Consider the following 23,018-nt stretch of genomic DNA (forward strand, 5'->3'; position numbering starts at 1 on the left):
ATCCATCAGAGTCATTGGCTCGGGCGATGATCTGTTTTTTATCCGTCTGGATTAGGATACTGGCAGGGGATGCCCTGGTAGTTGACGAAAGCCAGCTTGTCGCCCAGGCTCTGGACGTAGTCCGGAGTCAGGGGGATTTTGCCCCGGCCTTCGGGGGCGTCCAGGGCGAAGGTGGGGGTGGCCAGGCCCGAGGTGTGGCCGATCAATTCCCGCATGATGGCCAGGCCTTGTGCCACCGGGGTGCGGAAGTGATCGGTGCCCCGGCTCAGATCGCCCTGGAACAAGTAGTAGGGTTTGACCCGGATTTTTAGCAGGCCGCGCATCAGCTGGCGGATGGTGGCGGCGTCATCATTGACCCCCTTGAGCAGTACCGTCTGGTTGCCCAGGGGAATACCGGCGTCGGCCAGCCGGCGGCAGGCTTCGGCCGCTTCCGGGGTGAGTTCCCGGGGGTGGTTGAAGTGGGTGTTGATATAAAGGGGATGAAATTTTTTCAACGCCGCCGCCAGTTTGTGGGTGACCCGTTGGGGCAGGGTGCAGGGTACCCGGCTGCCCAGGCGGATGATTTCCAGATGGGGAATCCGGCGCAGCCGGGTGAGCAGCCAGATCAGTTGCCGGTCGGGCAGCAGCAAGGGGTCGCCGCCGGAGATCAGCACGTCGTGGATGGCGGGAGTGCGTTCGAGGTAAGCCAGGGCCGGTTCCAGTTGTTCCGAGGTGGTGGCGGTTGCCATGCCGATGGTGCCCACCTTGCGCTTGCGGGTGCAGAAGCGGCAGTACATGGCACATTGGCCGGCGGCCAGCAGCAGGGCCCGGTCCCGGTATTTGTGCACCAGGCTGGGGACCGGGCTGTGTTCTTCCTCGCCCAGCGGGTCGGTCGGACAGACGGTATCGTTCATTTCCCGGGGGTCGGGAACCGCCTGCCGCCAGATGGGATCTCCCGGCTGCTCGATCAGGCTCAGGTAGTAGGGGTTGATACGCATCGGGTAACGGGCCGTCACCGCCGCCAGGGGGGCGGGGTCAAGCCCGAAGCGGTCGGCCAGCTCGGCCGGCCGGGTTAGTGAAGCGGCCAGCAGCCGCTGCCAGGGTAACCATTTAGGACGGTTGGTTGCAGACATTTCGGAGTCAGCTTCTCTTGTTGGATTTGGCGGCAAAGAGCTGGCAGTGCAGGCCGGAGTTGCTGAAGACCACCATGGCCGGGTTCTGGGCCGACTTGAAGCCCATGGCACGGCAACCGTAGGGGGTGGCCGGCTCATGGGTAATGTAAAAATGGCGGCAGTGGAAACAGTAGGGTCGCTGCTCTCTGCTCTCTTTCACCCCTCACCCCCCGGTTGTCTCCTTTGTCTTTGCAGGCCTTCCAGCAGAACAAAGCGCCCCAAGGGGGCCACCGGGCAGGGAAAGCTGCCGACAAAAACCGGGTGCGCACAAAGCCCGCCGGAGAGGTATATTTTGGCCGGTTGGCCGGCAAAGCGCCAGGCGTTGCGAGCAATGCCGCGAATAAGGCGGGCCACCGCCTCGGCTTCCGAGACCCCGTTGACCACCGCGTCAAAGATCTCGCTCAGTCCCAGCACCCCGCAGGTCACCGGGAAACTTCGCTGGGGCAGCGGCATGGTCCGGCAGTCCAACTGGTAATAGCGTTCCAGCAGTTCGATGGTGAAGCCCATGGAGGCGCCACATTCGGCGTTCCATCCCATATCCGCGAGTTTGCCCGCATGGTAGCGGACAAACTTGGTGTCTCGGCTGCCGCAGTCCAGCAGAACGAAATCCTGTTCGGCAATCAGCGCTTCACCTCCCCGGGCCAGGGCGGTCAGTTCGTTGACCTGGACGCGTCCGAAGCGGCGGGCGTTGTGGCCGGTGGCCAGATCCACCTGGAAATCGCCGAGCTCGCGGGTGGCGACAATCCGTGGGGTGGCTGGCGTCTGGGCAAGATCCAGGAGCTTACTGTAGGAGGTGCCGAAATCGCCGATAATCACGACACAACTCCCGACAGTTCAAAAAAAGCCTGGATTTTGGCCCGGGCGCTGCCGCCGCCCTGCTGGTCGGCGTCCAGGTATAAAGCCTGCGGGTGCCGCTCGGCCAGGTAACGGGCCAGGGCGGTTTTGGGGCAAAAGCTCTGGGCAAAGAAAACGGTGGGCACCGCCGGGTTGCAATAACTTTCCAGTTCGTGGTCGGCTGGGGTTTTGTTTTCCATGCAGCGGGTCCAGCCGTAAATGTGGGTATGGGCGGGAAAAAGCTCCAGCAGCGAAAAATCCCGCGGGGGGACCCCCCAGAATCCGGCCCGGGGAGGGCAAGGGGGGGGCGCTACGGAGGGCGGTTCCGCTGTTTTTACTCCGGTGGTGATCCGGCGCATTTTTTCCGGCAGGGGCAAGGCGCTTATGCAGATGGGATGGCCTAATGGCCGGGCGTCTCGGTTGTCGCAGGCCACCACCGGAATGGCCAGTTCAGCAGCCAGCAGGCGGGCGGTAACCCGGGCGCCGTCGCATTTGCCGGCCCCGGTGTCGAGAAAAATGGCATCCAGCTCCAGTTGTCGGGCATTGCTCACCACGGTGCGCAAGATGGCGCAATAAACTTTGGGCAACAGGTCGGCGGCGTCCGAACCGGTTTTGACCAGTAGTGGTTCATCCAGGTCGTGGATGATCGTCTGGTGCCGGTTGAGCCGAGCTATCACGGCCCGCGGTGGCAGGCCCACAATACCGACCTGCTTTATCCGGGGCCAGTCAAGTTGCCTGTCGGCCGTCATCGGAGTTATGGAAAAACGGTGCTGAGACATAATTAAATTATTCACCAGGAGCAGGAACTTGCCGGTTTAATCGACCGCAAGCGCGGTCGGCGTCGTAAAAAGCCGTACCACCGACTGGGCGCGTTTTGTAGCTGTTTGTTTTATCGTTTCCGCCCAACGTATTTGGCGGGTTTTTGCGAGGTTATCAACGTTCAGGAGTCCTGACGCAGGATAAAGTAAAAGCCCAGGCCGCCGGTCAGCAGGTGCACCAGCCAGGCCGCCAGGCCCGGGGAGAGGTGCCCGGCGCCGGCCAGGGCCTGGCTGATACTCCACAGACCCCAGGCGGTAAAAGCCATGATACAGCTGGCGGGAATGGCCAGGGCCAGGTCGCGGCTCCGGCCCCGGTGCATGGCCAGCAGCAGCGGGATCCCCACCAGCAGCAGAGGCAGGCCCAGGAAGATATAAGAGATTTTTTGGTGCAACTCAAGCCTGGCTTCATGCCGCCTGGGGCTTTCTTCGGGGGCCCGGGCCTGAGCCAGCAGCTCGCTTAAGGGACGCTCGGTCAAGGCGTAAGGCGGCAGGAAAAAATCATCCGGGTTCTCCGGCAGCTCGATGGTCATTTCGGTAAAGAGGTCGGTTTGGTAGTGGCCATCAGTGGTGCGTGTTTTCTGCTGGCCCTCACGCAGAGTCCAGCGCCCTGCTTCCCAGTGGGCGCTGGTCGCCGTGAGCAAACGGGCCAGCTGGTAATCTTCGCTCCAGGAGGTGAAGGAAAAGTCCGGCAGGCCGGCGGAGGGATCGTCGGGCTGGGCAAAGGAGTATATCCCTCTGGCCCCCCGGTAATAGATGCGGCCACTGCGCTCAATGCCCTCGGGGGTTTGCTGGCGCACTTCCTCGTACCATATCCGGTTGGTTTCCGACAGCGTCGGCGGCAGCAGCCACTGACCGGCGGCCAGAGCCAGGCTGCTGAAAAACATGGCGGCCAGCAGCAGTGGCCGGACAATACGGCGCACACTGAGGCCCCCGGACTTGAGGGCCATCAATTCGTTGTGGCGGTTGAGCACTCCCAGGGTGATGACCCCGGCCAGCAACAGACAGACGGGAATCAGCTGTTCAAAAATCAGTGGGGTTTTGAGCAGCAGGTAGGCAACCGCAGTGCCGATGCCCAGGCCGGCGTCGAGAAAGCTGTCCACCCGTTCAAAGAAATCTATGAGCAGGTAAATGGCCATCAGCCCGCCCAGTACCAGCCCCAGGTTGCGGGTAAACTGCCAAAAGAGATAGCGGTCCAGCAGGAGGATCATGGCGAGGTCCTCATGGTCGGCCGCCGCAGGCGCTGGATCAGCCTGGAGCCTGTCTCCAGTCCCCGTTCCAGCCAGGGGTTGCCCAGTTCTCGGGCGGTTTTTTGGGTCAGGTAGACGGTGAACAGGGCGAACACCAGGTTGGGCAGCCACATGGCCGGCGCCAGGGGCAGTTGCCCGCCTTCCGCCAGGGTTTTGGCGGCGGTGAGCAGGACATAATAGGCGATGAAGGAAAGCAGGCCGAAAGGCACCCCCAGGGCCTGATGGGGGGTTCGGCTGAGCATGGTAAGGGTCAGCCCCAGAACGGCCAGGATGAAGGCGCCGGCCGGTAGCACCAGCCGCTGGTGGTATTCAATGAGGTAAGTTTTATAGCGGGAATGCTCAGGTCCCAGTCTGGCGGCGGTCTGCCGCAGTTCGGACTGGGTCATGCCGTTTTTGCCAGCCCGGTCGGCAAAAGCGGCGGGCGGTGTGATGGGCATTTCCAGATGGTAGCGGCCAAAGTGCAGGGTCTGGGTTTTGTCCTCAACGTCCCGGTGCATGGTGCCGTCGCGCAGAGTCAGCATGATCCGGCGGCCGGCGGGATCGGCCTGCAGTTTACCGGTCGGCGCCATCACTGTTACCGGGTGGTCGGGATCGCGCAGATCGGAAAGGTAGACCCCGCGCCAGGTGTTGTCCGGGGTGACCTCCTCGACGTAAAGCACCACCTGTTGCAGGCCTTCGCTGAAGGTGTTGGGTCGCACCCCCTGCTCCACCTTGGTTTTGGCCAGGTGCCAGAACAGCTGGCTGGTGGCGATGGTGCTTTTGGGAATCAGCACCGTGGCGGTAACCAAAGTGAGCAGGGCGGTGACGGCCCCTATCAGCAGCACCGGCGGCAGCATCCGGTACAGGCCGATGCCGCTGGCCTTGAGAGCCATGATTTCATAATCGCCGTTCATCCGGGTAAAGGCGATAATAACCCCCATCATGCCGGCCATGGGCAGGGAAAAGAGCAGCAGCCGGGGGGACATGTAAAGGCAGATCCGGATAAAATCGGCCAGTCCGATGCCCAGGCCGAAAATCTCATCCAGCAGGGGAATCAGCCGGCCCAGGAAAAGGATGGCATTGATCACCAGCAAGGCGGCAAAAAAAGGGGCCAGCATTTCGGTGAGCAAATAGGTATAAAGCAGCAGTGGAATTTTTTTCATATACCTTGGTGCAGTCGGCGGGCCAGCAGCATCCCGGCCACCACCAGCAGCAGGCCCAGGATATTGCTGATCATTACGTAGGCCAGGGCAGATTTCCATTCGCCGAAGCGAACCAGGTCAACGGTTTCCCGGGCGAAGGTGGAAAAGGTGGTGAAGCCGCCCAGCAGGCCGGTGAACAAAAAGAGCCGCCACTCATGGGTCAGTCGGCTGGCTTCAAAAAAATACCAGAGCAGGCCGATGGCCAGGCAGCCCAGCAGGTTGGCGACCAGGGTGCCGACCGGAAAGTCCGGGCCGCCGGGCCGCTGGCTCAGCAGAAAGATCAGGTGGCGCAGCAGGGCACCCAAGGCGCCGCCGACCATGATGGCGATAAGTTGGTTCATGTTGATGTTCGCTTGCTTACGATTTTTACATGCACGCCGGGCGCCCCTGTTGTATCGTGGCGCTGGTTAAACTTTCATTATACTTGGATATGTTCATGAGCGCACTGGTTAGAATATTGCCGCTGGAGGCCAGCCCGCCCAGCCTGCAGGATAATACCGGGGATGTCGATCGACTGCAAAGGGCGATTGTCGCCCGGCCGGAATTTGCCGGCACCCGCCTGGTCCTGCCTTATCGGCAGTTGCCGACGGTGGCGGCCGGTTTCCGCAGGGCCGGTTTTAGGGGGGCGGCGGTTTTAAATGAGGTCTTGCCGGTGGCCGCCTCGGAGGTTGAGCCGGATGGGCAAGCTTATTTTGAGTTGGTCGACTTTCTGCCCGCCGCCCCCACCTGTCTGCCGGCCATGGCCCTGGACCTGGGATCCACCCACCTGGAGGCGGTGTTGCTGGACCTGCTCAGCGGGCGCGAGCTGGGCCGGGCCACCCGGGAAAACAGCCAGGTTGTCTACGGGGCCGATATTTTAAGCCGGGTGCACCTGGCGGCGGGTAAAGGCGGAGAGGCAACCGAGGGGCTGGGCCGCTTGCATCGGGCGGTGGTCAGCGATGTCAACGCCCTGGCGGCGGAACTGGCCGGCCAAGCCGGGCTGATTAAAGAAGAAATCAGAGCCCTGAGCGTGGCCGGCAACACCGCCATGGGGCATTTTTTCCTCAACCTGAACCCCTATCACCTCTGTCGGGAACCTTATATCCCGCTGGTCAACGCTCCGGGGCCGGTGGCGGCGGTGGACTTGGGGCTCGAGCTGCATCCCGCCGCCCCGGTGCATGTGCTGCCGGGGGTGGGCAGTTATTTCGGCGGCGACCTGCTGGCCGGGATTGTGGCCTGTGATCTGGACCTGGTGGCTGAACCGGCCATGCTCATCGATGTCGGCACCAACGCCGAGGTGGTGGTGGGCTGCCGGGACTGGCTGGTGGCCTGCGCCGGGGCCGCCGGGCCGGCCCTGGAAGGCGGAGTGGCCAAAATGGGGATGCGGGCCGGGGAGGGGGTCATCGAACGGGTGCGGATTGATCCGGCCGGCGGGGAGTTGTCCTTCCAGGTGATCGGCGCTCCCCCGGCGGTAGCCGAAAGGGGAGGGGGGCGGCAACAGGCAGTCGGCGGTGTCGCCGACCGCCCCAAGGCCCGTGGTATCTGCGGCTCGGGGATGATCGATTTGATGGCCGAACTTTTTCTGGCCGGAATTATCGATATCCGTGGTAAGTTAAGGCCCGAACGGATGGGGGATCGGTTGCTCAACGGCCCCGACGGCCCCGCCTTCGTGGTGGCCCGCCCGGGAGAGGCGGCCGATGGTCGGGCGGTGACGGTGAGTCAGGTCGACTTGGACGCCCTGATGCGCTCCAAGGCGGCCATGTACGCCATTTTGGGCACCCTGATGGATCAGGTGGGCCTGCCTTTTGAAGAACTGGCCAAAATTCACGTGGCCGGGGCCTTCGGTCGCCATATTAACCCGCGCCAGGCGGTGGTGCTGGGGATGATCCCCGATCTGCCCCTGGACACTTACCGGTCGGTGGGCAACAGTTCCCTGGCCGGAGCCCGGCGTTATCTGCTGGAGGCGCCGGGGCGGCGGCGTATCCATGAAATTTCCCGCTCTATCACCTATATCGAACTTAACGTCAACCATGAGTTTATGATCCGGTTTTCCGGTTCCCGCTTTATCCCTCATACCGACCGGAGCCTGTTTCCCTCTGTGCCGCTACCGGAGTAAAAAACTTTATATGGACAATAAAGAACTGCTGCGTCGTATTTATCAATGGATTCACCCCTACCGGAGAAGGTTGGCCATGGCCATGGTCTGCATGGTGCTGGTGGCCGCTTTCAGCGCCGCCCAGGCCTACATGGTCAAGCCGGTGCTGGACCGGATCTTTTTCGAGCACGACCGGACTCTGCTGGCGGTGCTGCCCTTCGCCCTGGTGCTGATTTTTCTGGGCAAAGGGGTGATGTACTATGCCTACCACTACCTGTTGGACACCGCCGGGCAGCGGGTGATTCGTGATCTGCGCAAACAGATTTTTGCTCACATTCACGCCCAGCCCATGTCATTTTTTCTCCGGACCCCCACCGGTGAGCTGATCTCCCGGGTGATCTCCGATGTCAACCTGATTCAGGGGGCGGTCTCCAAGGCGCTGGTCGGGGTGTTGAAAGAGATGGTGATGGTGATTTTCCTGGTGGGGGTCGCCTTTTACCTGGACTGGCAGCTCTCGTTGGTGACCCTGGTGCTGTTGCCGGTTTCGGCGGGGGTGATCTACCATTTCGGCAAGAAGTTCCGGCGCAACAGTACCGTCAACCAGCAGACCGTGGCCCTGGTCTCCCGGGCGCTGCACGAAACCATCGGCGGGCAGCGGATCGTCAAGGCCTTCGGCATGGAGGAATACGAGAAAAGCCGCTTTGACAAGCTGGTGGAAAAGCTCAACAAGATTATCGTCCGGGATATTCAGATGCGCAGCCTGCAGCATCCGGTGATGGAGATCCTGGGCGGCCTGGCCCTGGCCGCCATCATCTGGTACAGCGGTTACAAGGTGCTGGAAGGCCAGTCCACCCCCGGTACCTTTTTCGCCTTCATGGCCGCCCTGCTTATGGCCTATGAGCCGGTAAAAAAACTGAGCGGGCTCAACAGCACTATCATGAAGGGGCTGGCGGCCTCGGTGCGGGTTTTTGAGCTGCTGGACATCAAGCCGGCCATTACCGATGCTCCCGGCGCCAAGGCTCTGCCGCCCTTTCAGGGGCGGATCGAGTTTTGCGATGTCTCGTTCAGCTACGACGGCAAGAATCCGGTACTGCAGGAGATCAATCTCGCCGTGCCGGCGGGGCAGGTGCTGGCCATTGTCGGCCCCAGCGGCGGCGGCAAGACCACCCTGGTCAATCTGATCCCCCGTTTTTTCGATGTTACCGGCGGCCGGATCCTGGTGGACGGCCACGATCTGCGAGAGGTCACCATGGACTCCCTGCGTCACCAGATTGCCATCGTCGAGCAGCAGACCATCCTGTTCAACGATACGGTGCGAAACAATATCGCCTACGGCGACCTTGATCGCACCGAAGAGGAGATCCTGGCCGCCGCCCGGGCGGCCCATGCCGACGATTTCATCATGGACCTGCCCGAGGGGCTTGATACCCTGATCGGCGAGGGCGGCGCCCGGCTGTCCGGCGGCCAGCGCCAGCGCTTGGCCATTGCCCGGGCCCTGCTCAAGGACGCCCCGATCCTGATCCTCGACGAAGCCACTTCGGCCCTGGACACCGAAGCCGAACGGGAAGTGCAGAAAGCCCTGGAAAATCTCATGGCCCGGCGCACCACCTTCGTCATCGCCCATCGCCTGTCGACCATCAAAAATGCTGATCGGGTCATTGTCATGCAGAACGGACGGATCGTCGAACAGGGTAATCACCAGAGCCTGCTGGCCCAAAACGGGGTTTACGCCAATCTGCACCAGATGCAGTGATCGTTACGGCCCCCGACCCGTGGTCAAAACCAAAGACTTTGCGCTTCCTTGGTCAAAGCGCACGGCAGGGTTGCCGGATAGCGGGGGAATATGGTATAGGACGGCCCATGAAGAACAATGGTTCCGTTGCCAAAAAGCGGGGTAATTCCCAGCTTGGCCCCAGCCCCAACCGCAAGCGCAACTCCAAAAAGACGGCCAAGGATCGCCTGCAGGAGTTCTGGGGCGTTTTCGACAAAGAAGACAGTGTCCTGGTGGTGATCAATGCCGACCCCGACGCCCTGGCCAGCGCCTTTGCCGTCAAGCGTCTGCTGCGGCACCGGGTGAAAAACGTCACCATCGCTTACCCCAACGAAATCCGCCGGCTCAACAACCTGGTGATGCTGGATTTACTTAAAATCCCCGCCGAACGGTTGCATACGGTCAAGCTGGCCGACTATTCCAAAAAGGTGATGCTGGACTCTCAACCCAGCCATCTGCCCAGTTTTGAAAATATCAACTTTGATGTGGTCATCGATCATCATCCGGCCACCAAGGGCTGGCTGGCCACCTTTGTCGATATCCGCAAAGAATACGGGGCCACCGCTTCGATGATGGTGGAATACCTGCGGGCCGCCAGCGCCCGGCCTTCGGTGGCGCTGGCCACCGCCCTGTTTTATGCCATCAAGGTTGATACCCAGAACTTTGAAAAGCGGGTCACCCTTTCCGATGCCATCTCTTTTCGCTATCTGTTCAACCTGGCCAACCTGAACCTGGTGCGCAAGATCGAACTTTCCTCGCTGCGGCGCTCGGAACTAAATTACTTCCGCGCCGCCTTAAACGAGATGAAGTTGAGCAAACAGCGGCTGTACGCCCACGTGGGCAAAGTGCCCAGCCCCGACATCCTGGTGCTGATTGCCGATTTTTTAAAGCAGGTGCATGAAGCGGCCTGGGTTTTTGTTTCCGGTATCCACCACGATAAACTGGTGGTAATTTTCCGCTGTGACGGCTACAAAAAGAATGCGGGACGGCTGGCGGAGAAGATCTTCGGCCGGAGCGGCAGTGCCGGCGGCCATCGGGAAGCGGCCCGGGCGGAGGTGCCGCTCAAGAACATGGAAATGGAGGCCGCCTCCCTCAACACCAACACCCTGATCCGTCTCACAACCAAACATATGTGACAAGGAGGAGCGCGATGCGGAGACTCAAGCCCGAGGTGATGGCGGTGATCCTGGCCGGCGGTCGGGTGGATGAGTTGAGCGTACTCACCGCGCACCGCCCCAAGTCCGCCGTACCCTTTGGTGGTTTTGCCCGGGTAATTGACTTTGCCTTGAGCAACCTGATGCAGTCGGGCCTGGAACTGGTGGCGGTGTTGAGTCAGTATCGCAGTTTTTCCCTGATTAACCATCTCGGCATTGGCGCTTCCTGGGACATGATCGGCCGTTACCGCGGGGTTTTTGTCCTGCCACCCTACCAGGGGTTCGGCCAGAGCAGCTGGTATCGCGGTTCCGCTGATGCGGTGCGCCAGAATCTTGATTTTATCCAGTTTCACACCCCGGAGACCATTCTGGTGCTTTCCGGGGATCATGTCTATCACATGGATTACCGCAAGATCATTGAGTACCACCGGCAGAAGGATGCCGATTGCACCATGGCCTTTGTCCAGGTGCCGCAGGACAAGGCTCATCGCTTCGGGGTGGCGGAAATCGATGACGAAGACGGGGAAGTCGGCGGCCGGGTGCTGCAATACCGGGAAAAACCGGAAAAACCGGATTTTACCTGGGCCTCCATGACTGTTTACTGCTTTAAGCCCAAAGTGCTTTACGAACTGCTGGAGGCCAACGCCCGGGAGGACGAATCATTCGAGTTCGGCCGTGATATCCTGCCCCGGGCCATGACCGCCCATAAGAAAATTTACGGCTACAAGTTCGCGGGTTACTGGGGCTACACCCGCACCGTGGAAGAGTACTGGCAGACCAGCATGGATCTGCTGGGGCCGGACCCCGTCCTGCCCATGGATCGCTGGGGTCTGCGTACCAACCTTGACCATCGCGGCATTCGGGATTACCAGCCGTTGAAGGTCGGCCCCGCAGCGACGGTCAGCAACAGCCTGATTTACAACGGATGTCTGGTGGAGGGGACGGTGGAAAATTCCATCCTTTTTCCCGGGGTACAGGTCAAGCCCGGGGCGGTGGTGCGCGATTCGGTGCTTTTTTTCGATAATGTGGTGGGGCGGCGGGCCCAGCTTGACAAGGTGGTAAGTGATGTCAATGTCACCGTCGGGGAAGAGGTGCAGATCGGTGGCGGCGAGACCTACGGGGAGGGCGGGGTCACCGTGCTGGGCTGGAACAACCAGATTCCGGCGGGGATGCGGATTGGCGCCGGCTGTACCCTTTACCCGGCTCTGGGCCCGGAGAAGATGGCTCGCAGCCGGATTGCCGATGGGGAGGTGGTGCGGTGATTCGCCAAAAAAATGAACCCCTGGTACTGCTGCTGGCCGGCGGGGTTGGCAGCCGGCTCAACAACCTGGTCCAGAGCCGGGCGAAACCGGCGGTGCCCTTCGCCGGTATTTACCGGATCATTGATTTCAGCCTCAGCAATGTGATGAACTCCGGCTTTTCACAGGTGGGGGTGCTGACCCAGTACAAACCGCTTTCCCTGATGCGCCATATCGGCGACGGCGCTGCCTGGGATCTCACCGGCCGTACCCGCGGGGTGAAAATCCTGCCGCCGCGCACCGGTTCCCGTGATTCCGACTGGTACAAAGGCACCGCCGATGCGGTGCGCCAGAATATCGACTTTATCAGGGCTCATCCCACCCCAGAGGTGATCATCCTCTCCGGTGACCACATCTACAGCATGGACCTTGACGATATGCTGCAGGCCCATCGCCGCAAAGGGGCCGACATGACGGTGGCCACCATGGTGGTGCCCAAGGAGCAGATTCACCAGTTCGGCACCGCCATCACCGATGCCGACGGCCGGGTGGTGGAGTGGGAGGAAAAACCGGTCCACCCCCGTACCGATCTGGCCTCCATGGGCATTTACGTGGTCAGCACCGCTTATTTGCTCAAAACGCTGGAGACTTACCGGGAAGATACCGATTTCGGGATGGACATCATCCCCCGGGCCATCACCGCCGACTGGGTCTATGCCTACCCATTCCGGGGCTACTGGCGCGATGTGGGCACCATTCAGGCCTACTGGGAAGCCAATATGGACGTGTTGCGGTCTGATTCTCCCATTACCCCGCAAGCTTGGGGCATCAGGGCCAATCCCGAGGCTGAGGGGCTGTCTTTCGATCGCTGCCCGGCCCGCCTGGTGGGAGCCGGGCGGGTGCATAATTCCCTGGTGGCCGCCGGGTGTGTGATTGAGGGTACGGTGATCAATTCGGTGCTCTCCCCCGGGGTGCGGGTGGAGGCCGGAGCGGTGGTGCGTGACTCTATTCTCTTTCATGACTGCCTGGTAGGCTCCGGTGCCGAGGTTGACCTGGCGATTCTCGACAAGCGGGTCGCGGTGGGGCCGGCGGCGGTGGTAGGGGTTGGCGACGCGCAGGAAAAGAAGCGAATCAATCGGGCCCATCCCGAGCATCTTTATAGCGGTATTACTCTGGTGGGCAAGGGAGCGCAGATTCCCGCCGGGGTAACCATCGGCCGTAACTGCATTATCTCCCCCTGGCGGCAGGCCGAAGAGTTCGGCAGTGTCACCGTGGCCAGCGGCGAAAGCGTTTAACGCAGGCCGGCGATGAACTCGCTCACCGCGGCGGCTCCCTGTGCTTCCACCAGGCGGATGGTGGCCGAGCCGATCACCGCGATGTCCGCCTTACCGCGCAGCAGATCCACGTCCCGGCGATTGCTGATGCCGAAGCCCACCGCCAGGGGAAACTCGGTGGCTCGGCGGCAGCGGTCGATATAGCGGTCGAAATCCTGGTCGAAACTGGTCTGAGTTCCGGTAACGCCCCGGCGGGCCACGCAGTAAATAAAGCCGCCGCCGTGGCCGGCCAGTTTCTTCATCCGCGCCTCAGTGCTGGTGGGGGCAAAGATTTGGATCGGCGCCAGCTCCAGGCGGCGGCAGGCGGTAAGATATTCCTCGCCTTCCTCGGGCGGCAGATCGGGGATGATCAGGCCCCTGATCCCGCTCTCCTTGCTTTTCTGCAGAAAAGCTTCCACCCCGTACTTGAACAGGATGTTGTAGTAGGTCATGAAGAGGAAGGGGATCCGGTGCCGGTCGGTCATTTCGGCGGCAAATTCCAGGCACTGCCTCACCTTCACACCGCGGTCGATGGCCTCCTGGTTGGCCCGCAGGATCACCGGCCCGTCGGCCACCGGCTCGGAAAAGGGGATCTGCAGCTCGATGATATCCACCCCGGCCTCCACCATCCGGGCGATCACCTCCCGGTTGACTTCAAAGGAGGGGTAGCCCAGCACCAGGTGGGTCATCAGCAGGATTTCCCGGTCTTGCCGGGCCTGTTTAATTTCTTGGGCCAGAGTCATGAGGCCGGCTCCTTGGCGTATTCTTCTCCCTTGGCACGGATAAACGCCTGCCAGGAAGGATCTTTAAAGGCGTGGGCGATGGTGAAGATATCTTTGTCGCCCCGGCCCGACTGGTTAATGACGATGGCGGCTTCCGGCGGCAGTTCCCCGGCCTCCCTGAAGGCCTGGACAAAGGCATGGGCCGATTCCAGTGCCGGGATTATCCCTTCGCTGGCCATGGTCAGCTGCAGGGCCTCCATGACCTCGGCGTCGGTGGCGGCGGCCATCCGCACCCGGCCCCCTTCCCAGAGGTCGGCCAGCATGGGGGAGACCCCGATGTAATCCAGACCGGCGGCCACCGAATGGGTATCTTTCATCTGGCCGTCGCTGTCCTGTAAAAACATGGTCTTGTAACCCTGGGCCACCCCGGGTGTCCCGGCGGGGTGGTTGCCGGCTTCCTCCGCCGTCAGTCGGGCGGCGTGCTGGCCGGTGGTCAGCCCCTTGCCGCCGGCCTCCACCCCCACCAGTTCCACCTCCTCATCGGCCATAAAGCCCTGGAAGATGCCCATGGCGTTGGAACCGCCGCCGACGCAGGCGTACACCCGGGCCGGCAGACGGCCGTGGGCCGCCAGGATCTGCCGCCGGGTTTCTTCGCCGATGATCTTCTGGAACCAGGCCACCATGGCCGGAAAGGGGTGGGGGCCGCAGACCGTGCCCATCACGTAATGGGTTGAGTCCATGTTGGCCACCCAGTCGCGGAAGGCCTCGTTGATGGCGTCTTTCAGGGTGCGGCTGCCGGAGGTTACCGGCACCACGGTGGCGCCCAGTTTTTCCATCCAGAAGACGTTGGGCCGTTGGCGCTGGACATCTTCTTCGCCCATGTAAATGGTACAGGCAAGGCCGAATTTGGCGGCCATGGTGGCGGTGGCTACCCCGTGCTGACCGGCTCCGGTTTCAGCGATCACCCGGGTTTTTCCCATCCGCCGTACCAGCAGCCCCTGACCCATGACGTTGTTGGCTTTGTGCGCCCCGGTGTGGTTGAGATCTTCGCGCTTGATGTAAATCTGCGCGCCACCGAAGCGGCGGGTAAGATTTTCCGCCAGGGTCAGGGGGGTGGGGCGGCAGGAATAACTGGCCATCAGGTCAACGTATTGCTGCCAGAAGGACGGGTCAGCCTGGGCCTCGGCAAAGACTGCGTTTAACTGCCGGAAGGTTTCATGCAGGATCTCCGGCACAAAAGCCCCGCCCCAGTTACCGTAATATCCTGGTTTCATAATATTCTTCCACGGTGGAAAGGGTTGTTTGGGTGCTCAACGGCAAAAGAGCATCCTACTGCAAAGAGCGCTTTTTGTAAATTGCCAGGGTTGCACGGCCCCCGTCCAGGCGCGGTGAGACTTTGATGTTGCCTCGGGGTTACTGTCAGGTGCCGCTAAGGGTGCTCCGGATCTTGGCGGCCAACTCGGCCATGGAGAATGGTTTCTGCAGAAAATTGATCCCTTTTTCCAGCATGCCGTTGTGGGCGATCACCTCGGCGGGGTAGCCGGACATGAACAGGCAGCGGATGGCGGATTGCCGGGCGCGGATTTTTTCCGCCAGTTCCCGCCCGTTGATTTCCGGCATCACCACATCGCTGAGCAGCAGGTCCAGCTCGCCCTGGTGCTGTTCGGCCAGGGCCAGGGCTTCCCGGGGGGTGGCGGCGGTCAGCGCCCGGTAGCCCAATTCTTGAAGGATTCGGGTGGTTACCGCCAGGATGGTCGGGTCATCCTCCACCAGGAGAATGGTTTCGCTGCCCCCGCCGATGGTTGCCGGCGAGGGCGCCGGGGCCCGGTCTTCATCTTCGGTGGTGAGGTGCCGGGGCAGGTAAAGCCGGAAGGTGGAGCCTTGCCCGGGTTCACTGTAGAAGTTGATAAAGCCTTGGTTCTGCTTAGCAATGCCGTAGACGGTGGCCAGCCCCAGGCCGGTGCCCTGGCCGGTTTCCTTGGTGGTGAAAAAGGGTTCAAAAATATGGGCCTGGGTTTCCCGGTCCATGCCGATACCGTTGTCGCTGACCGTCAGCCGTACGTATTCGCCGGGCTGGCAGCCGGCATGGGTAGCGCAGTATTGCCCGTCAAGGCCCACATTGGCGGTTTCGATACTGATTCGGCCCCTATGGCTGATGGCGTCCCGGGCGTTGACGCAGAGGTTGGCCAGCACCTGGTCCACCTGGCCGGGGTCTATCTTCACCGGCCAAAGTTCGGCCGCCGGTTGCCAGTTGAATTCGATTTCCTCGCCGATCAGCCGCCGGAGCATTTTCAGTATGCCGGCCACCGTTTCATTGAGGTTAAGTACCTGCGGAGTGACCGTCTGTTTGCGGGCAAAGGCCAGCAGTTGCCGGGTGAGGTCGGTGGAGCGGCGGGCGGCATCCAGAATTCCGGTAAATTCTTCATGGCCTGGCTGGCTCTCTTTAAGGTGCATCAGGCCCAGTTCGGCATAACCTTTGATGACGGTGAGGATATTGTTGAAATCATGGGCCACCCCGCCGGCCAGGGTGCCGATGGCCTCCATCTTCTGGGCCTGGTTGAGTTGCGTTTGCAGCAGCTTTTCCCGCTGTCGGCGGCGCTTTCGCTCTTCCACTTCCGCCAGCTCACGCTGGATGGCCGGCACCAGCCGGGAGAGCTTGTCTTTCATGACGTAATCGCGGGCCCCTTGGCGCATGATCTTGGTGGCGGTCTCCTCTCCCACCGCGCCGGAGACTAGAATAAAGGGCAGTTCGGGGTTGGCGGCCTGAACCAACTCCAGGGCCTCCATGCCGCTGAAGCCTGGCATGGCGTAGTCTGACAACGCCAGCTCCCAGGGGCCGCGGGTAAGAGCCTGCTGCAGTTCGGCGGCGCTTTCCACCCGTTCATGCTCTGGGCTGTAACCTCCTTTTTTGAGGGCGCGGAGGATCAGGGCCGCGTCATCATCGGCATCCTCGATCAGCAGTACCCGCAGTATTTGTTCCATTTTCAGCCCTGTTTTTTAGGCGGGCCCTGGTTCAGCACCAGCCAGTAGACGCCGAGCTGGCGGATGGCCTCGCTGAACTGGACGAAATCCACCGGTTTGCGGATGAAACTGTTGGCCCGCAGGTGGTAGCTTCTGATCCGGTCCTGCTCCTCGTTGGAGGTGGTGAGCATCACCACCGGCAGCAGTTCGGTGCGCGGGTCGGCCCGGATCTTTTCCAGCACCTCCAGGCCGTTGAGCTTGGGCAGGTTGATGTCCAGCAGCACCAGTTCCGGCAGCACTTCCGGGTCGCGCCCGGCGTAAGACCCCTGGCCGAAGAGGTAATCCAGGGCTTCCACGCCGTCCCGGGCTACCACCACTTCGTTCAAAATATTGTTTTTCTTCAGTGCCCGGAGGGTCAGGGCTTCATCATCGGGGTTGTCTTCCACCAGCAGAATTATTTTTTTATTCATGTTTTGGCTCTCCACTTGGGGTCATGTCGGTCAAGGGTAAAATAAAAGGTGGCACCTTGTTGTTCTTTGGCTTCGGCCCAGATCAGGCCGCCATGGCGGTGGATGATCCGCTGCACGGTGGCCAGGCCGATGCCGGTGCCTTCAAACTCCTTGGGGCTGTGCAGCCGTTGGAAGGCGGTGAAGATCTTGTCGGCGTAAGTCATGTCGAATCCGGCCCCGTTATCGCGGACAAAACAGATGGTGCGCTGGTCCTCCCTGATGGTGCCAAGGGAGATTTCGGGGTTGACGGTCTTGCCGGTGAACTTCCAGGCATTGCCCAGCAGGTTGTCCATCACCGCCCGCAGCAGGACCGGATCGCCGAGCACCTGAATGCCGGGTTCTATGACCACTTTAACTTTCCGTTCCGGAGCGTCCTTTTGCAGTTCGGCCATGATTTCCTCGGCCATGGCGCTCAAGTCCACCCGGCTCCAGTTGATCTCGCCCCGGGATAGCCGGGAGAGCTGCAGCATGTCGTCGATCAGGTTGCCCATCCGCCCGCAGCCCGCTCGGATGCGCTGGAGGTAGTCCTGGCCGGTATCGTCCAGGCGGTCGTGATAATCCTCCAGCAGGGCCTGGCTGAAGCCGTCGATGCCCCGGAGGGGGGCGCGCAGGTCGTGGGAGATGGAATAGGCAAAGGCATCCAGCTCCCGGTTGGTGGCCCCCAGTTCCAGCTCGGCCCGGCGGCGTTTATCGATTTCCCGTTCCAGGGGAACAAAGGCCAGGTAACGGAAAACCAGCCAGAGCATCAGGCCCAGCATCGCGGTAATGGCCAGGGAAATGAGAAGCAGCCGGTTACGCATCTCCTGCAGGATAATTTCCGCCTGGCGGTAATCCTTGCTCAGAGTGAGCGTCAGCAGGTGCTGATCCTGGTAAGTTACCTGCTGTTGCTGGGTGATGATAAAGGGGGAGTCGGAATCCCGGACAAACCGGCTGAGCAGATGGCCGGTGGGGCTGTAGGCTTCAAACAGCAGCACGTCCTCATGGTGGGCGCTCCATTGCTGCATGAACTGCTCCACGTCGGCAAACTGATATTTAAGCAGTGGTTCGATCATGAAGGTGGTGGCGGCCTGCAACTGATAGTTGAGCTGGGTTTCAACTTCCTGCAGTTGGGCCTGGCGCTGCTGGCCCAGCAGCAGATAGTTGGTCAGTCCCAGGACCAGTAGCAGCACCGCCAGCATTCCGGCAATCACCCGCTGGTAGGAGAAAATTTCCGGCTTGCCTTCCGGGTCCGGCTGGTCAGTGGTCATCGAAGCCCTCGGTCATGGTGGCCAGCTCATTGTAGTGCTGTGGGGCGGCCGGCTGCAGGCCGGTGATGCTTGGTTTGATGCTTGTAAGGATTAAACGCCGGTCGGGGTGCTCGTTGATGGCCATCAGCAGTTCCCGCAGTTGTGCCACCAGCACCGGATCCAGGTTGCGGCGGGTTAAAAAGAGATGGTCGGGTATCAGGGGGCTGACAGCTAAAACTCTGAGCCCCCGCTGGCGGTAGTGAAAGAAAACCTCGTCTTTGACGCCGCCGGCGGCAAAGTAGCCGCCCAGCACGGCCAGGGCCACGTCGTGATGGGAGTTAAGAAAATCGTGGCGGCCCAGGTCGGTTAGCGAGATTCCGGCTCGGGCCAGCATGGCCCGGGGCACCAGATAGCTCATGGTGGAGTGAGGATCGCCAAAGGCAAAGGTCTGCCCCTGAAGTTCGTCGAGTTCACGGAACGGTGAATCCTGACGGACAATGATCATCCCCTGAAAAAACGGCGATCCGTCTTCTTCCAGCATGGCCAGCAGCGGTTTGTCGCCGTACCGGCGGCGCATGGTGACATAGCTCGCCGGGCCCATAAAGGCCAGGTCGGCCTGGTCGCGGCCGACAAAATCAAGATGGCTCTGGTAGCTCTGCTGGATCCTGATGTTTACCGGTCGGTCAAGTCCGGCGGCCAGGTAATCGGCCAGGGGAGTGAAGCGGCTCACCAGTTCAGTGGCCGGCAGATAGGGATGAACCCACAGGATCAGTTCTCGCTCCTCGCCGGCGGTAGTGTGGGCCGGGGTTAAAGCCATCAGCCAGAGGCAAAACAACAGCAGAAACCATCCCCGGCTGCGGATCGGAGCGGAAAAGTTTTTTGGCTGCCCTTGTTGCTCGGCGATTATTGTTTTCATGGTCTCACAGTATCCGAAAAGAAGCCAAAAGTCAACTTTTCAGTGGTTTTTGTCGATTGCCGTGCGTTTGCACATTGTGGGATAGCGTGACCGTTTCTACGGCCAGTCGGCATTTTGGGCGAGTTGATCTCCGATGTTACGGCAGCGGGCGGCGAAGTCTTCCGGATAGTGGCCGCAGATAAAACGCTGCTGGGCCTCGGTAAAGGCGCCCATGGCATATGGCAGCTTGGGCAGCAGGGCGTAGAGCAGGCGCTGGTCGTGGTCGGTGGCATCCAGCCGCTTGCTGTATTCAAGGCTGGTGACCAGAGAGGCGCCAAGACCGGCCAGGATCCGCTGGGCCAGCAGCAGGGTCCGGTCCAGGGCGGTGCGGCAGGCCGGGTCGGCCTCCACGATGTTGCCCACTTCCTCTTTGGTCATGATTTGCAGTTCCCACTGGGAGACCTGAGCCTTGGGGACAAAGAGGACAATATGCTCATCTTCATGCACGATCAGTTCCGTCGGACCCTGGGTTCGGCCGTCGAGCCTCCGGTTTTGTCGGATAGCCTGGAGGTAGGCGGCAAATAGCCCCCGCCCGTGTCGCCGGCGGAAGGTCCGGCATGAGTCGGCCACCTGGTCGCCGGCGGCAAAGGCCGGCCAGGGCGGCACCAGGGCATATTGCTGATGAATCTGCTGGTGGGAGGCGTGCAGGCGGAAGCCACTGCCGGAGCAGTCGTAGCCGAAGTTCCAGCCCCAAAGGGTGGCGGTGAAGGGCATCCGGTCGGTGTCGGTTGCCGTCAGGCGGTCTTGCACCTGTGAGCGCAGTTCCTCCAGATCATCTTCGGTGAGCCCGGTACGCCGCCATTTTACCGGCAGGTCGAGCAACTCCGCCAGGCGTACGTAGGTGCGCTGGTAATAAAGATGGCGCAGGCCGGTCATGTCGGCAGCGGTCAGGTCGTCGATACGGTAGCGGATGGCATCCTCGGCCATGTTGGCGGCATAGTGACCCCAGGGGATGTAGCTGTTGCGGCGCAGGTACTCGTAGATATGGGTGGCATCGCCCGGCGCCCCGTATTCGCCGACGATTTCACTGTCGCCTTGGGCGCCGGGTTGCAGCACCATGATTTTCTTGTAGGCATCCGGCAGGTGGGGGTTGTTGGCCACGGTTTCGTATAGATCGTGGTCATGGATCAGGGGGCGCCGTCCGCCCGGCTGGTAACGCCGGCCCTGCGGAGTCTGGTCCGGATTCATCACCAGTTCGCAGCTTAAAGCGGCCAGGGCCGTAAGGTCGGCGGGGTCGGTTGAGGAGGCTGCCAGGGCCAGTTGCAGTGGGCGGGGCAGTCGGGCGATCAGCTGCGCTGGGGTCAAGCCGACGGGTTTTTGGGCGCCGGCCGCCGCCAGGCTTTCCCCCAGGGAAACTTCAGCCCTGGGGGGCTGGCCGATGCTGTCCGGATCGGCGGCCTTGGCTTCGGCCCAGGGGCGATTGATGTAGGTCACGCCGCGAAAGGCAAAGGGGTTGGGAACCTCGAAAACCGGATCGGCCTGGGGGACTTCCACATCGGTCGGTGGGAAGTTGCGGCGGTTGTCGATGGTGTCCTTGCGGTCAGCCGGCCAGCCCAGCGCGGTTCGGCGGTCATGGCGCCGGAGGTTGCGCACCCGGTAAGCTGGCTGATGGGTCAGCACCAGGAAGTTGCCGTCCTGGTCAAGGAAGTCGCGTTGCATGTTGCTCTCCTTCAGCCTGCTGTCGGGGTGGCCGGTCTCGTGTCCGCTCTCCTGCATAAAGTTGCGGCGGCGCTTTGTTTTACAGTTCTCCCTCAGTGGCCGGCTGCACCTCTTTGACGGTGATGGTGTAAAAAAGCTCTTCGCCGGCCAGGGGGTGGTTGAAGTCCACCCGGACCTGTTCTTGTTCGATTTCCTTGACCAGGGCCGGCAGGTTATGGGTCTGGCCGTCGCGCTCCATGTTCATGGTCACTACCATGCCGGGCTTGATATCCCGGTCGCCGAAACTGTCCCGGCTGACCGCGATTTCCAGCTCCGCCACCCGCGGCCCGTAGCCTTCATCGGGCGGAATGCTGACGGTACGGGTCTGGCCGGCGCTCATGCCGATGATGGCCCGTTCCAAAGAGGGCAGGATCATCTGCTCGCCGATCCGGAAGGTCATGGGGGCGGTGTCGCTGGATGACTCAAATACCTCTCCGTTGGCCAGCCGTCCCTCGTAATGAATGGTTACCTGGTCGTTTTCCTGTGCCTGTCGCATGTTTTAATTCCTTGGTTTAAAGGGTCGGGCGGCGGCTGCAGCGCCAACGCCCGGGGGTGATTCAGTGGCATCGATGCGGGCCATTATGCCGAAAAAAAGCAAGTGAATCAAGAGCCTTGCAATGAAAATCGAGTGAGCGGCCAAAACCGTCCAGGTCAATTCAGGTTTCCAGGCGGTCGCCCCAGATCTCGAGCTTGGCGGTGAGTTGGCCCAGGGTATGCTCATCGTTGCCGGTTTCGCCGTTGCTGCGGGCTTCACTGGCGCCTGGCTGGCCGACTGGGTACTGATTGATCAGCCGCTCCAGGTTCCGGCCGAAAAGGCCGACGCATTTTTGCAGGTGATTGGCCAGTAACTCAAAGGGGAAGGGTTTGGTGTAGTCGGCCAGGGCCTCCTCCAGGAAAAGGTTGAGCTTGGTTCTTTCCTCGTCGGTGCGGGTGTGGTGGGCAGGGCAGCGTTTGAGGATGTCGACGGTTTTGGCCTGCAGTTCCAGAGCGGTGATGGCTTTCTGGCCGCCCAGGGAACGCAGCAGCATCTTAAACGACAGCATGACCCCGCGCAGCCCCAGAAAAAACTCGGCGGCCTGGTTAGCGGCGAGTTGTTCCGGGTTAACTGAGGAATCCGGGGCGGTAAGCTGCTCCTTGACCCTGGCCGGCAGTGGGCCGGCCAGGGTGTTGTGCAGCAGTTCCAGTTTGTCCAGAAAAGGAGAAATCAGGGCAACCGGTCGCAGCTTGCGGGCCCGGTGGGCCAGGTCAAAGAGGATAGAGCCGTAGCGGGTGCTCAGCCGGGGCAGTTCGGTCAGCAGTTTGACGGCCTCCTGACGCCGCAACTCTTTCAACTGGTCACGAAATTCCATCAGGGTGCTGACCTCCCGGGGCGGCTGCCGGCGAAGATGTTCAATGTATGCCTTGAGCCGGTCGGCGGCGGCAAGACCGAGCAGGCGGTGCTGTTCAAGCAGGTTGCCGACCATGGGGGGCAGGTCGGCGAATTCCAGCGCCGTGGCCCGGGCCAGGCTGCGGGCCAGGGAGGAAGCCCCGGAATTGGCGTCATCTCGGGTGATGAACAGGAAAAAGCGCAGCCCCTGATCAAGTTCTTCCGGTTCAATTTTGCTGTTTTTCTTGGCGTGGGGCAACAGGCCGGCCAGGGAGTAGAGCCGATAAAGCTGCTCCTGTCCCTGAAACAGCACTCGGCAACTGGCGTCCAGATCCCGCAGCAGGGGTTCCAGCAACTCGGCCTGGTTTTTGATATTGACCGCAGCGGCCATGGCCGCCTGGTCGGTGATGCTCCGGCGGCGGATGTCGATGGCCAGATCGCCGTATTCATTTTCCAGCCGGGCCAGTTCGTGGAGAATGGTGCGAATGCCGGTAACAGAAGCATTTCTGGCTTTTTTGTAGTTGCCCTGCAGGCCGTACTCCTTGAACAGCAGGTCGTGGCGGTCAAAGTTAATCCTTTGCCACTGGCCAAGGCGGCGATCGTGCGACAGGGGTTCGACGGCGGCGCGTACGGCTTTCAGCAGTTGCTGGATCTGCTCCAGTTCCGGGTTCAGGTGATCCAGATTTTCCATCTTATCCGTCTAGTTTGACCTTTGAAGGCGGGGATTGCCGTTGATTTTTTTGTGTGACCAGATATACCAGATTTTGCCGTGGTTGCCGCCTTAAATAGGAAAAAATAAT

Annotated in this window: 21 protein-coding genes; 5 read left to right on the forward strand and 16 right to left on the reverse strand. The window is 61.3% G+C overall.

The genetic code is table 11. The annotated features are described in order from the left end of the window. Positions 1-38: 38 nt before the first annotated feature. From P0N66_RS01015 to crcB, 7 genes are all read right to left on the reverse strand, one after another. Positions 39-1,112, reverse strand: a complete 1,074-nt coding sequence (locus P0N66_RS01015; protein WP_275802089.1) for a KamA family radical SAM protein — start codon at positions 1,110-1,112, stop codon at positions 39-41. 7 nt (positions 1,113-1,119) lie between these two features. Then, positions 1,120-1,311 carry a uracil-DNA glycosylase gene (locus tag P0N66_RS01020; RefSeq protein ID WP_275802090.1) on the reverse strand — a complete coding sequence of 64 codons (192 nt, stop codon included), beginning with the start codon at positions 1,309-1,311 and terminating at the stop codon, positions 1,120-1,122. Further along, on the reverse strand, positions 1,308-1,967 hold the full coding sequence (locus P0N66_RS01025; protein ID WP_275802091.1) for an ATPase: 660 nt from the start codon (positions 1,965-1,967) through the stop codon (positions 1,308-1,310). Before P0N66_RS01025 ends, P0N66_RS01020 begins: the two co-directional genes overlap by 4 nt. Next, on the reverse strand, positions 1,964-2,764 hold the full coding sequence (locus P0N66_RS01030; RefSeq protein WP_275802092.1) for a hypothetical protein: 801 nt from the start codon (positions 2,762-2,764) through the stop codon (positions 1,964-1,966). Before P0N66_RS01030 ends, P0N66_RS01025 begins: the two co-directional genes overlap by 4 nt. 161 nt (positions 2,765-2,925) lie before the next feature. After that, entirely contained in the window at positions 2,926-4,011 is a 1,086-nt protein-coding gene (locus P0N66_RS01035) for an LptF/LptG family permease (RefSeq protein ID WP_275802093.1), read from the reverse strand. After that, on the reverse strand, positions 4,008-5,192 hold the full coding sequence (locus P0N66_RS01040; protein ID WP_275802094.1) for an LptF/LptG family permease: 1,185 nt from the start codon (positions 5,190-5,192) through the stop codon (positions 4,008-4,010). The genes P0N66_RS01035 and P0N66_RS01040 overlap by 4 nt, the downstream gene beginning before the upstream one ends. Next, on the reverse strand, positions 5,189-5,572 hold the full coding sequence (gene crcB, locus P0N66_RS01045; RefSeq protein ID WP_275802095.1) for a fluoride efflux transporter CrcB: 384 nt from the start codon (positions 5,570-5,572) through the stop codon (positions 5,189-5,191). The genes P0N66_RS01040 and crcB overlap by 4 nt, the downstream gene beginning before the upstream one ends. 95 nt (positions 5,573-5,667) lie before the next feature. On the opposite strand from crcB, the gene P0N66_RS01050 reads away from it, so the two are divergent. The 5 genes from P0N66_RS01050 to P0N66_RS01070 all read left to right on the forward strand — a co-directional run bounded on the left by P0N66_RS01050 (position 5,668) and on the right by P0N66_RS01070 (position 12,763). Then, the gene (locus P0N66_RS01050; RefSeq protein WP_275802096.1) at positions 5,668-7,326 is read left to right on the forward strand and encodes an ASKHA domain-containing protein; all 1,659 of its coding nucleotides are present in this window, start codon (positions 5,668-5,670) and stop codon (positions 7,324-7,326) included. Positions 7,327-7,336: 10 nt separating this feature from the next. Next, positions 7,337-9,058 (forward strand): lipid A export permease/ATP-binding protein MsbA, encoded by a 1,722-nt coding sequence (msbA, locus tag P0N66_RS01055; RefSeq protein ID WP_275802097.1) that lies wholly within the window; start codon positions 7,337-7,339, stop codon positions 9,056-9,058. A gap of 107 nt (positions 9,059-9,165) precedes the next feature. Beyond that, positions 9,166-10,212 (forward strand): DHH family phosphoesterase, encoded by a 1,047-nt coding sequence (locus P0N66_RS01060; protein WP_275802098.1) that lies wholly within the window; start codon positions 9,166-9,168, stop codon positions 10,210-10,212. Positions 10,213-10,226: 14 nt separating this feature from the next. Continuing rightward, positions 10,227-11,492: a glucose-1-phosphate adenylyltransferase family protein gene (locus P0N66_RS01065; RefSeq protein ID WP_275802099.1), complete on the forward strand. Its 1,266-nt coding sequence runs from the start codon at positions 10,227-10,229 to the stop codon at positions 11,490-11,492. Next, positions 11,489-12,763 carry a glucose-1-phosphate adenylyltransferase family protein gene (locus P0N66_RS01070; protein ID WP_275802100.1) on the forward strand — a complete coding sequence of 425 codons (1,275 nt, stop codon included), beginning with the start codon at positions 11,489-11,491 and terminating at the stop codon, positions 12,761-12,763. Before P0N66_RS01065 ends, P0N66_RS01070 begins: the two co-directional genes overlap by 4 nt. On the opposite strand, the gene trpA is transcribed toward P0N66_RS01070, so the two are convergent. The 9 genes from trpA to P0N66_RS01115 all read right to left on the reverse strand — a co-directional run bounded on the left by trpA (position 12,760) and on the right by P0N66_RS01115 (position 22,909). After that, positions 12,760-13,524, reverse strand: a complete 765-nt coding sequence (gene trpA / locus P0N66_RS01075; protein ID WP_275802101.1) for a tryptophan synthase subunit alpha — start codon at positions 13,522-13,524, stop codon at positions 12,760-12,762. The genes P0N66_RS01070 and trpA overlap by 4 nt on opposite strands. Further along, positions 13,521-14,777, reverse strand: a complete 1,257-nt coding sequence (gene trpB / locus P0N66_RS01080; protein WP_275802102.1) for a tryptophan synthase subunit beta — start codon at positions 14,775-14,777, stop codon at positions 13,521-13,523. Before trpB ends, trpA begins: the two co-directional genes overlap by 4 nt. 145 nt (positions 14,778-14,922) lie before the next feature. Continuing rightward, a complete protein-coding gene (locus P0N66_RS01085; RefSeq protein ID WP_275802103.1) occupies positions 14,923-16,485 on the reverse strand; it encodes a hybrid sensor histidine kinase/response regulator in 1,563 nt (520 codons plus the stop codon). 2 nt (positions 16,486-16,487) lie between these two features. After that, on the reverse strand, positions 16,488-16,934 hold the full coding sequence (locus P0N66_RS01090) for a response regulator (RefSeq protein WP_275802104.1): 447 nt from the start codon (positions 16,932-16,934) through the stop codon (positions 16,488-16,490). Beyond that, the gene (locus tag P0N66_RS01095; protein WP_275802105.1) at positions 16,931-18,220 is read right to left on the reverse strand and encodes a sensor histidine kinase; all 1,290 of its coding nucleotides are present in this window, start codon (positions 18,218-18,220) and stop codon (positions 16,931-16,933) included. The genes P0N66_RS01090 and P0N66_RS01095 overlap by 4 nt, the downstream gene beginning before the upstream one ends. Continuing rightward, positions 18,210-19,115, reverse strand: coding sequence for a phosphate/phosphite/phosphonate ABC transporter substrate-binding protein (gene phnD, locus P0N66_RS01100; RefSeq protein ID WP_275802106.1), 906 nt, complete (start codon positions 19,113-19,115; stop codon positions 18,210-18,212). The genes P0N66_RS01095 and phnD overlap by 11 nt, the downstream gene beginning before the upstream one ends. 96 nt (positions 19,116-19,211) lie before the next feature. Further along, positions 19,212-20,813, reverse strand: a complete 1,602-nt coding sequence (locus tag P0N66_RS01105) for an HIT family protein (RefSeq protein ID WP_275802107.1) — start codon at positions 20,811-20,813, stop codon at positions 19,212-19,214. 79 nt (positions 20,814-20,892) lie between these two features. Next, on the reverse strand, positions 20,893-21,348 hold the full coding sequence (locus P0N66_RS01110; RefSeq protein WP_275802108.1) for an FKBP-type peptidyl-prolyl cis-trans isomerase: 456 nt from the start codon (positions 21,346-21,348) through the stop codon (positions 20,893-20,895). Positions 21,349-21,508: 160 nt separating this feature from the next. Beyond that, the gene (locus P0N66_RS01115; RefSeq protein ID WP_275802109.1) at positions 21,509-22,909 is read right to left on the reverse strand and encodes a hypothetical protein; all 1,401 of its coding nucleotides are present in this window, start codon (positions 22,907-22,909) and stop codon (positions 21,509-21,511) included. Positions 22,910-23,018: the final 109 nt, after the last annotated feature.

The sequence above is a fragment of the Desulfurivibrio dismutans genome, from assembly GCF_029210385.1.
Classification (GTDB): Bacteria; Desulfobacterota; Desulfobulbia; order Desulfobulbales; family Desulfurivibrionaceae; genus Desulfurivibrio; species Desulfurivibrio dismutans.

Coding starts and splice junctions, on each gene's coding strand:
- P0N66_RS01035 (WP_275802093.1), bottom strand. CDS start 4,011: ATGATCCTCCTGCTGGACCGCTATCTCTTTTGGCAGTTTACCCGCAAC.
- P0N66_RS01040 (WP_275802094.1), bottom strand. CDS start 5,192: ATGAAAAAAATTCCACTGCTGCTTTATACCTATTTGCTCACCGAAATG.
- phnD (WP_275802106.1), bottom strand. CDS start 19,115: ATGAAAACAATAATCGCCGAGCAACAAGGGCAGCCAAAAAACTTTTCC.
- P0N66_RS01030 (WP_275802092.1), bottom strand. CDS start 2,764: ATGTCTCAGCACCGTTTTTCCATAACTCCGATGACGGCCGACAGGCAA.
- trpA (WP_275802101.1), bottom strand. CDS start 13,524: ATGACTCTGGCCCAAGAAATTAAACAGGCCCGGCAAGACCGGGAAATC.
- msbA (WP_275802097.1), top strand. CDS start 7,337: ATGGACAATAAAGAACTGCTGCGTCGTATTTATCAATGGATTCACCCC.
- P0N66_RS01110 (WP_275802108.1), bottom strand. CDS start 21,348: ATGCGACAGGCACAGGAAAACGACCAGGTAACCATTCATTACGAGGGA.
- P0N66_RS01105 (WP_275802107.1), bottom strand. CDS start 20,813: ATGCAACGCGACTTCCTTGACCAGGACGGCAACTTCCTGGTGCTGACC.
- P0N66_RS01095 (WP_275802105.1), bottom strand. CDS start 18,220: ATGACCACTGACCAGCCGGACCCGGAAGGCAAGCCGGAAATTTTCTCC.
- P0N66_RS01085 (WP_275802103.1), bottom strand. CDS start 16,485: ATGGAACAAATACTGCGGGTACTGCTGATCGAGGATGCCGATGATGAC.
- P0N66_RS01090 (WP_275802104.1), bottom strand. CDS start 16,934: ATGAATAAAAAAATAATTCTGCTGGTGGAAGACAACCCCGATGATGAA.
- P0N66_RS01115 (WP_275802109.1), bottom strand. CDS start 22,909: ATGGAAAATCTGGATCACCTGAACCCGGAACTGGAGCAGATCCAGCAA.
- P0N66_RS01060 (WP_275802098.1), top strand. CDS start 9,166: ATGAAGAACAATGGTTCCGTTGCCAAAAAGCGGGGTAATTCCCAGCTT.
- P0N66_RS01065 (WP_275802099.1), top strand. CDS start 10,227: ATGCGGAGACTCAAGCCCGAGGTGATGGCGGTGATCCTGGCCGGCGGT.
- P0N66_RS01050 (WP_275802096.1), top strand. CDS start 5,668: ATGAGCGCACTGGTTAGAATATTGCCGCTGGAGGCCAGCCCGCCCAGC.
- crcB (WP_275802095.1), bottom strand. CDS start 5,572: ATGAACCAACTTATCGCCATCATGGTCGGCGGCGCCTTGGGTGCCCTG.
- P0N66_RS01015 (WP_275802089.1), bottom strand. CDS start 1,112: ATGTCTGCAACCAACCGTCCTAAATGGTTACCCTGGCAGCGGCTGCTG.
- trpB (WP_275802102.1), bottom strand. CDS start 14,777: ATGAAACCAGGATATTACGGTAACTGGGGCGGGGCTTTTGTGCCGGAG.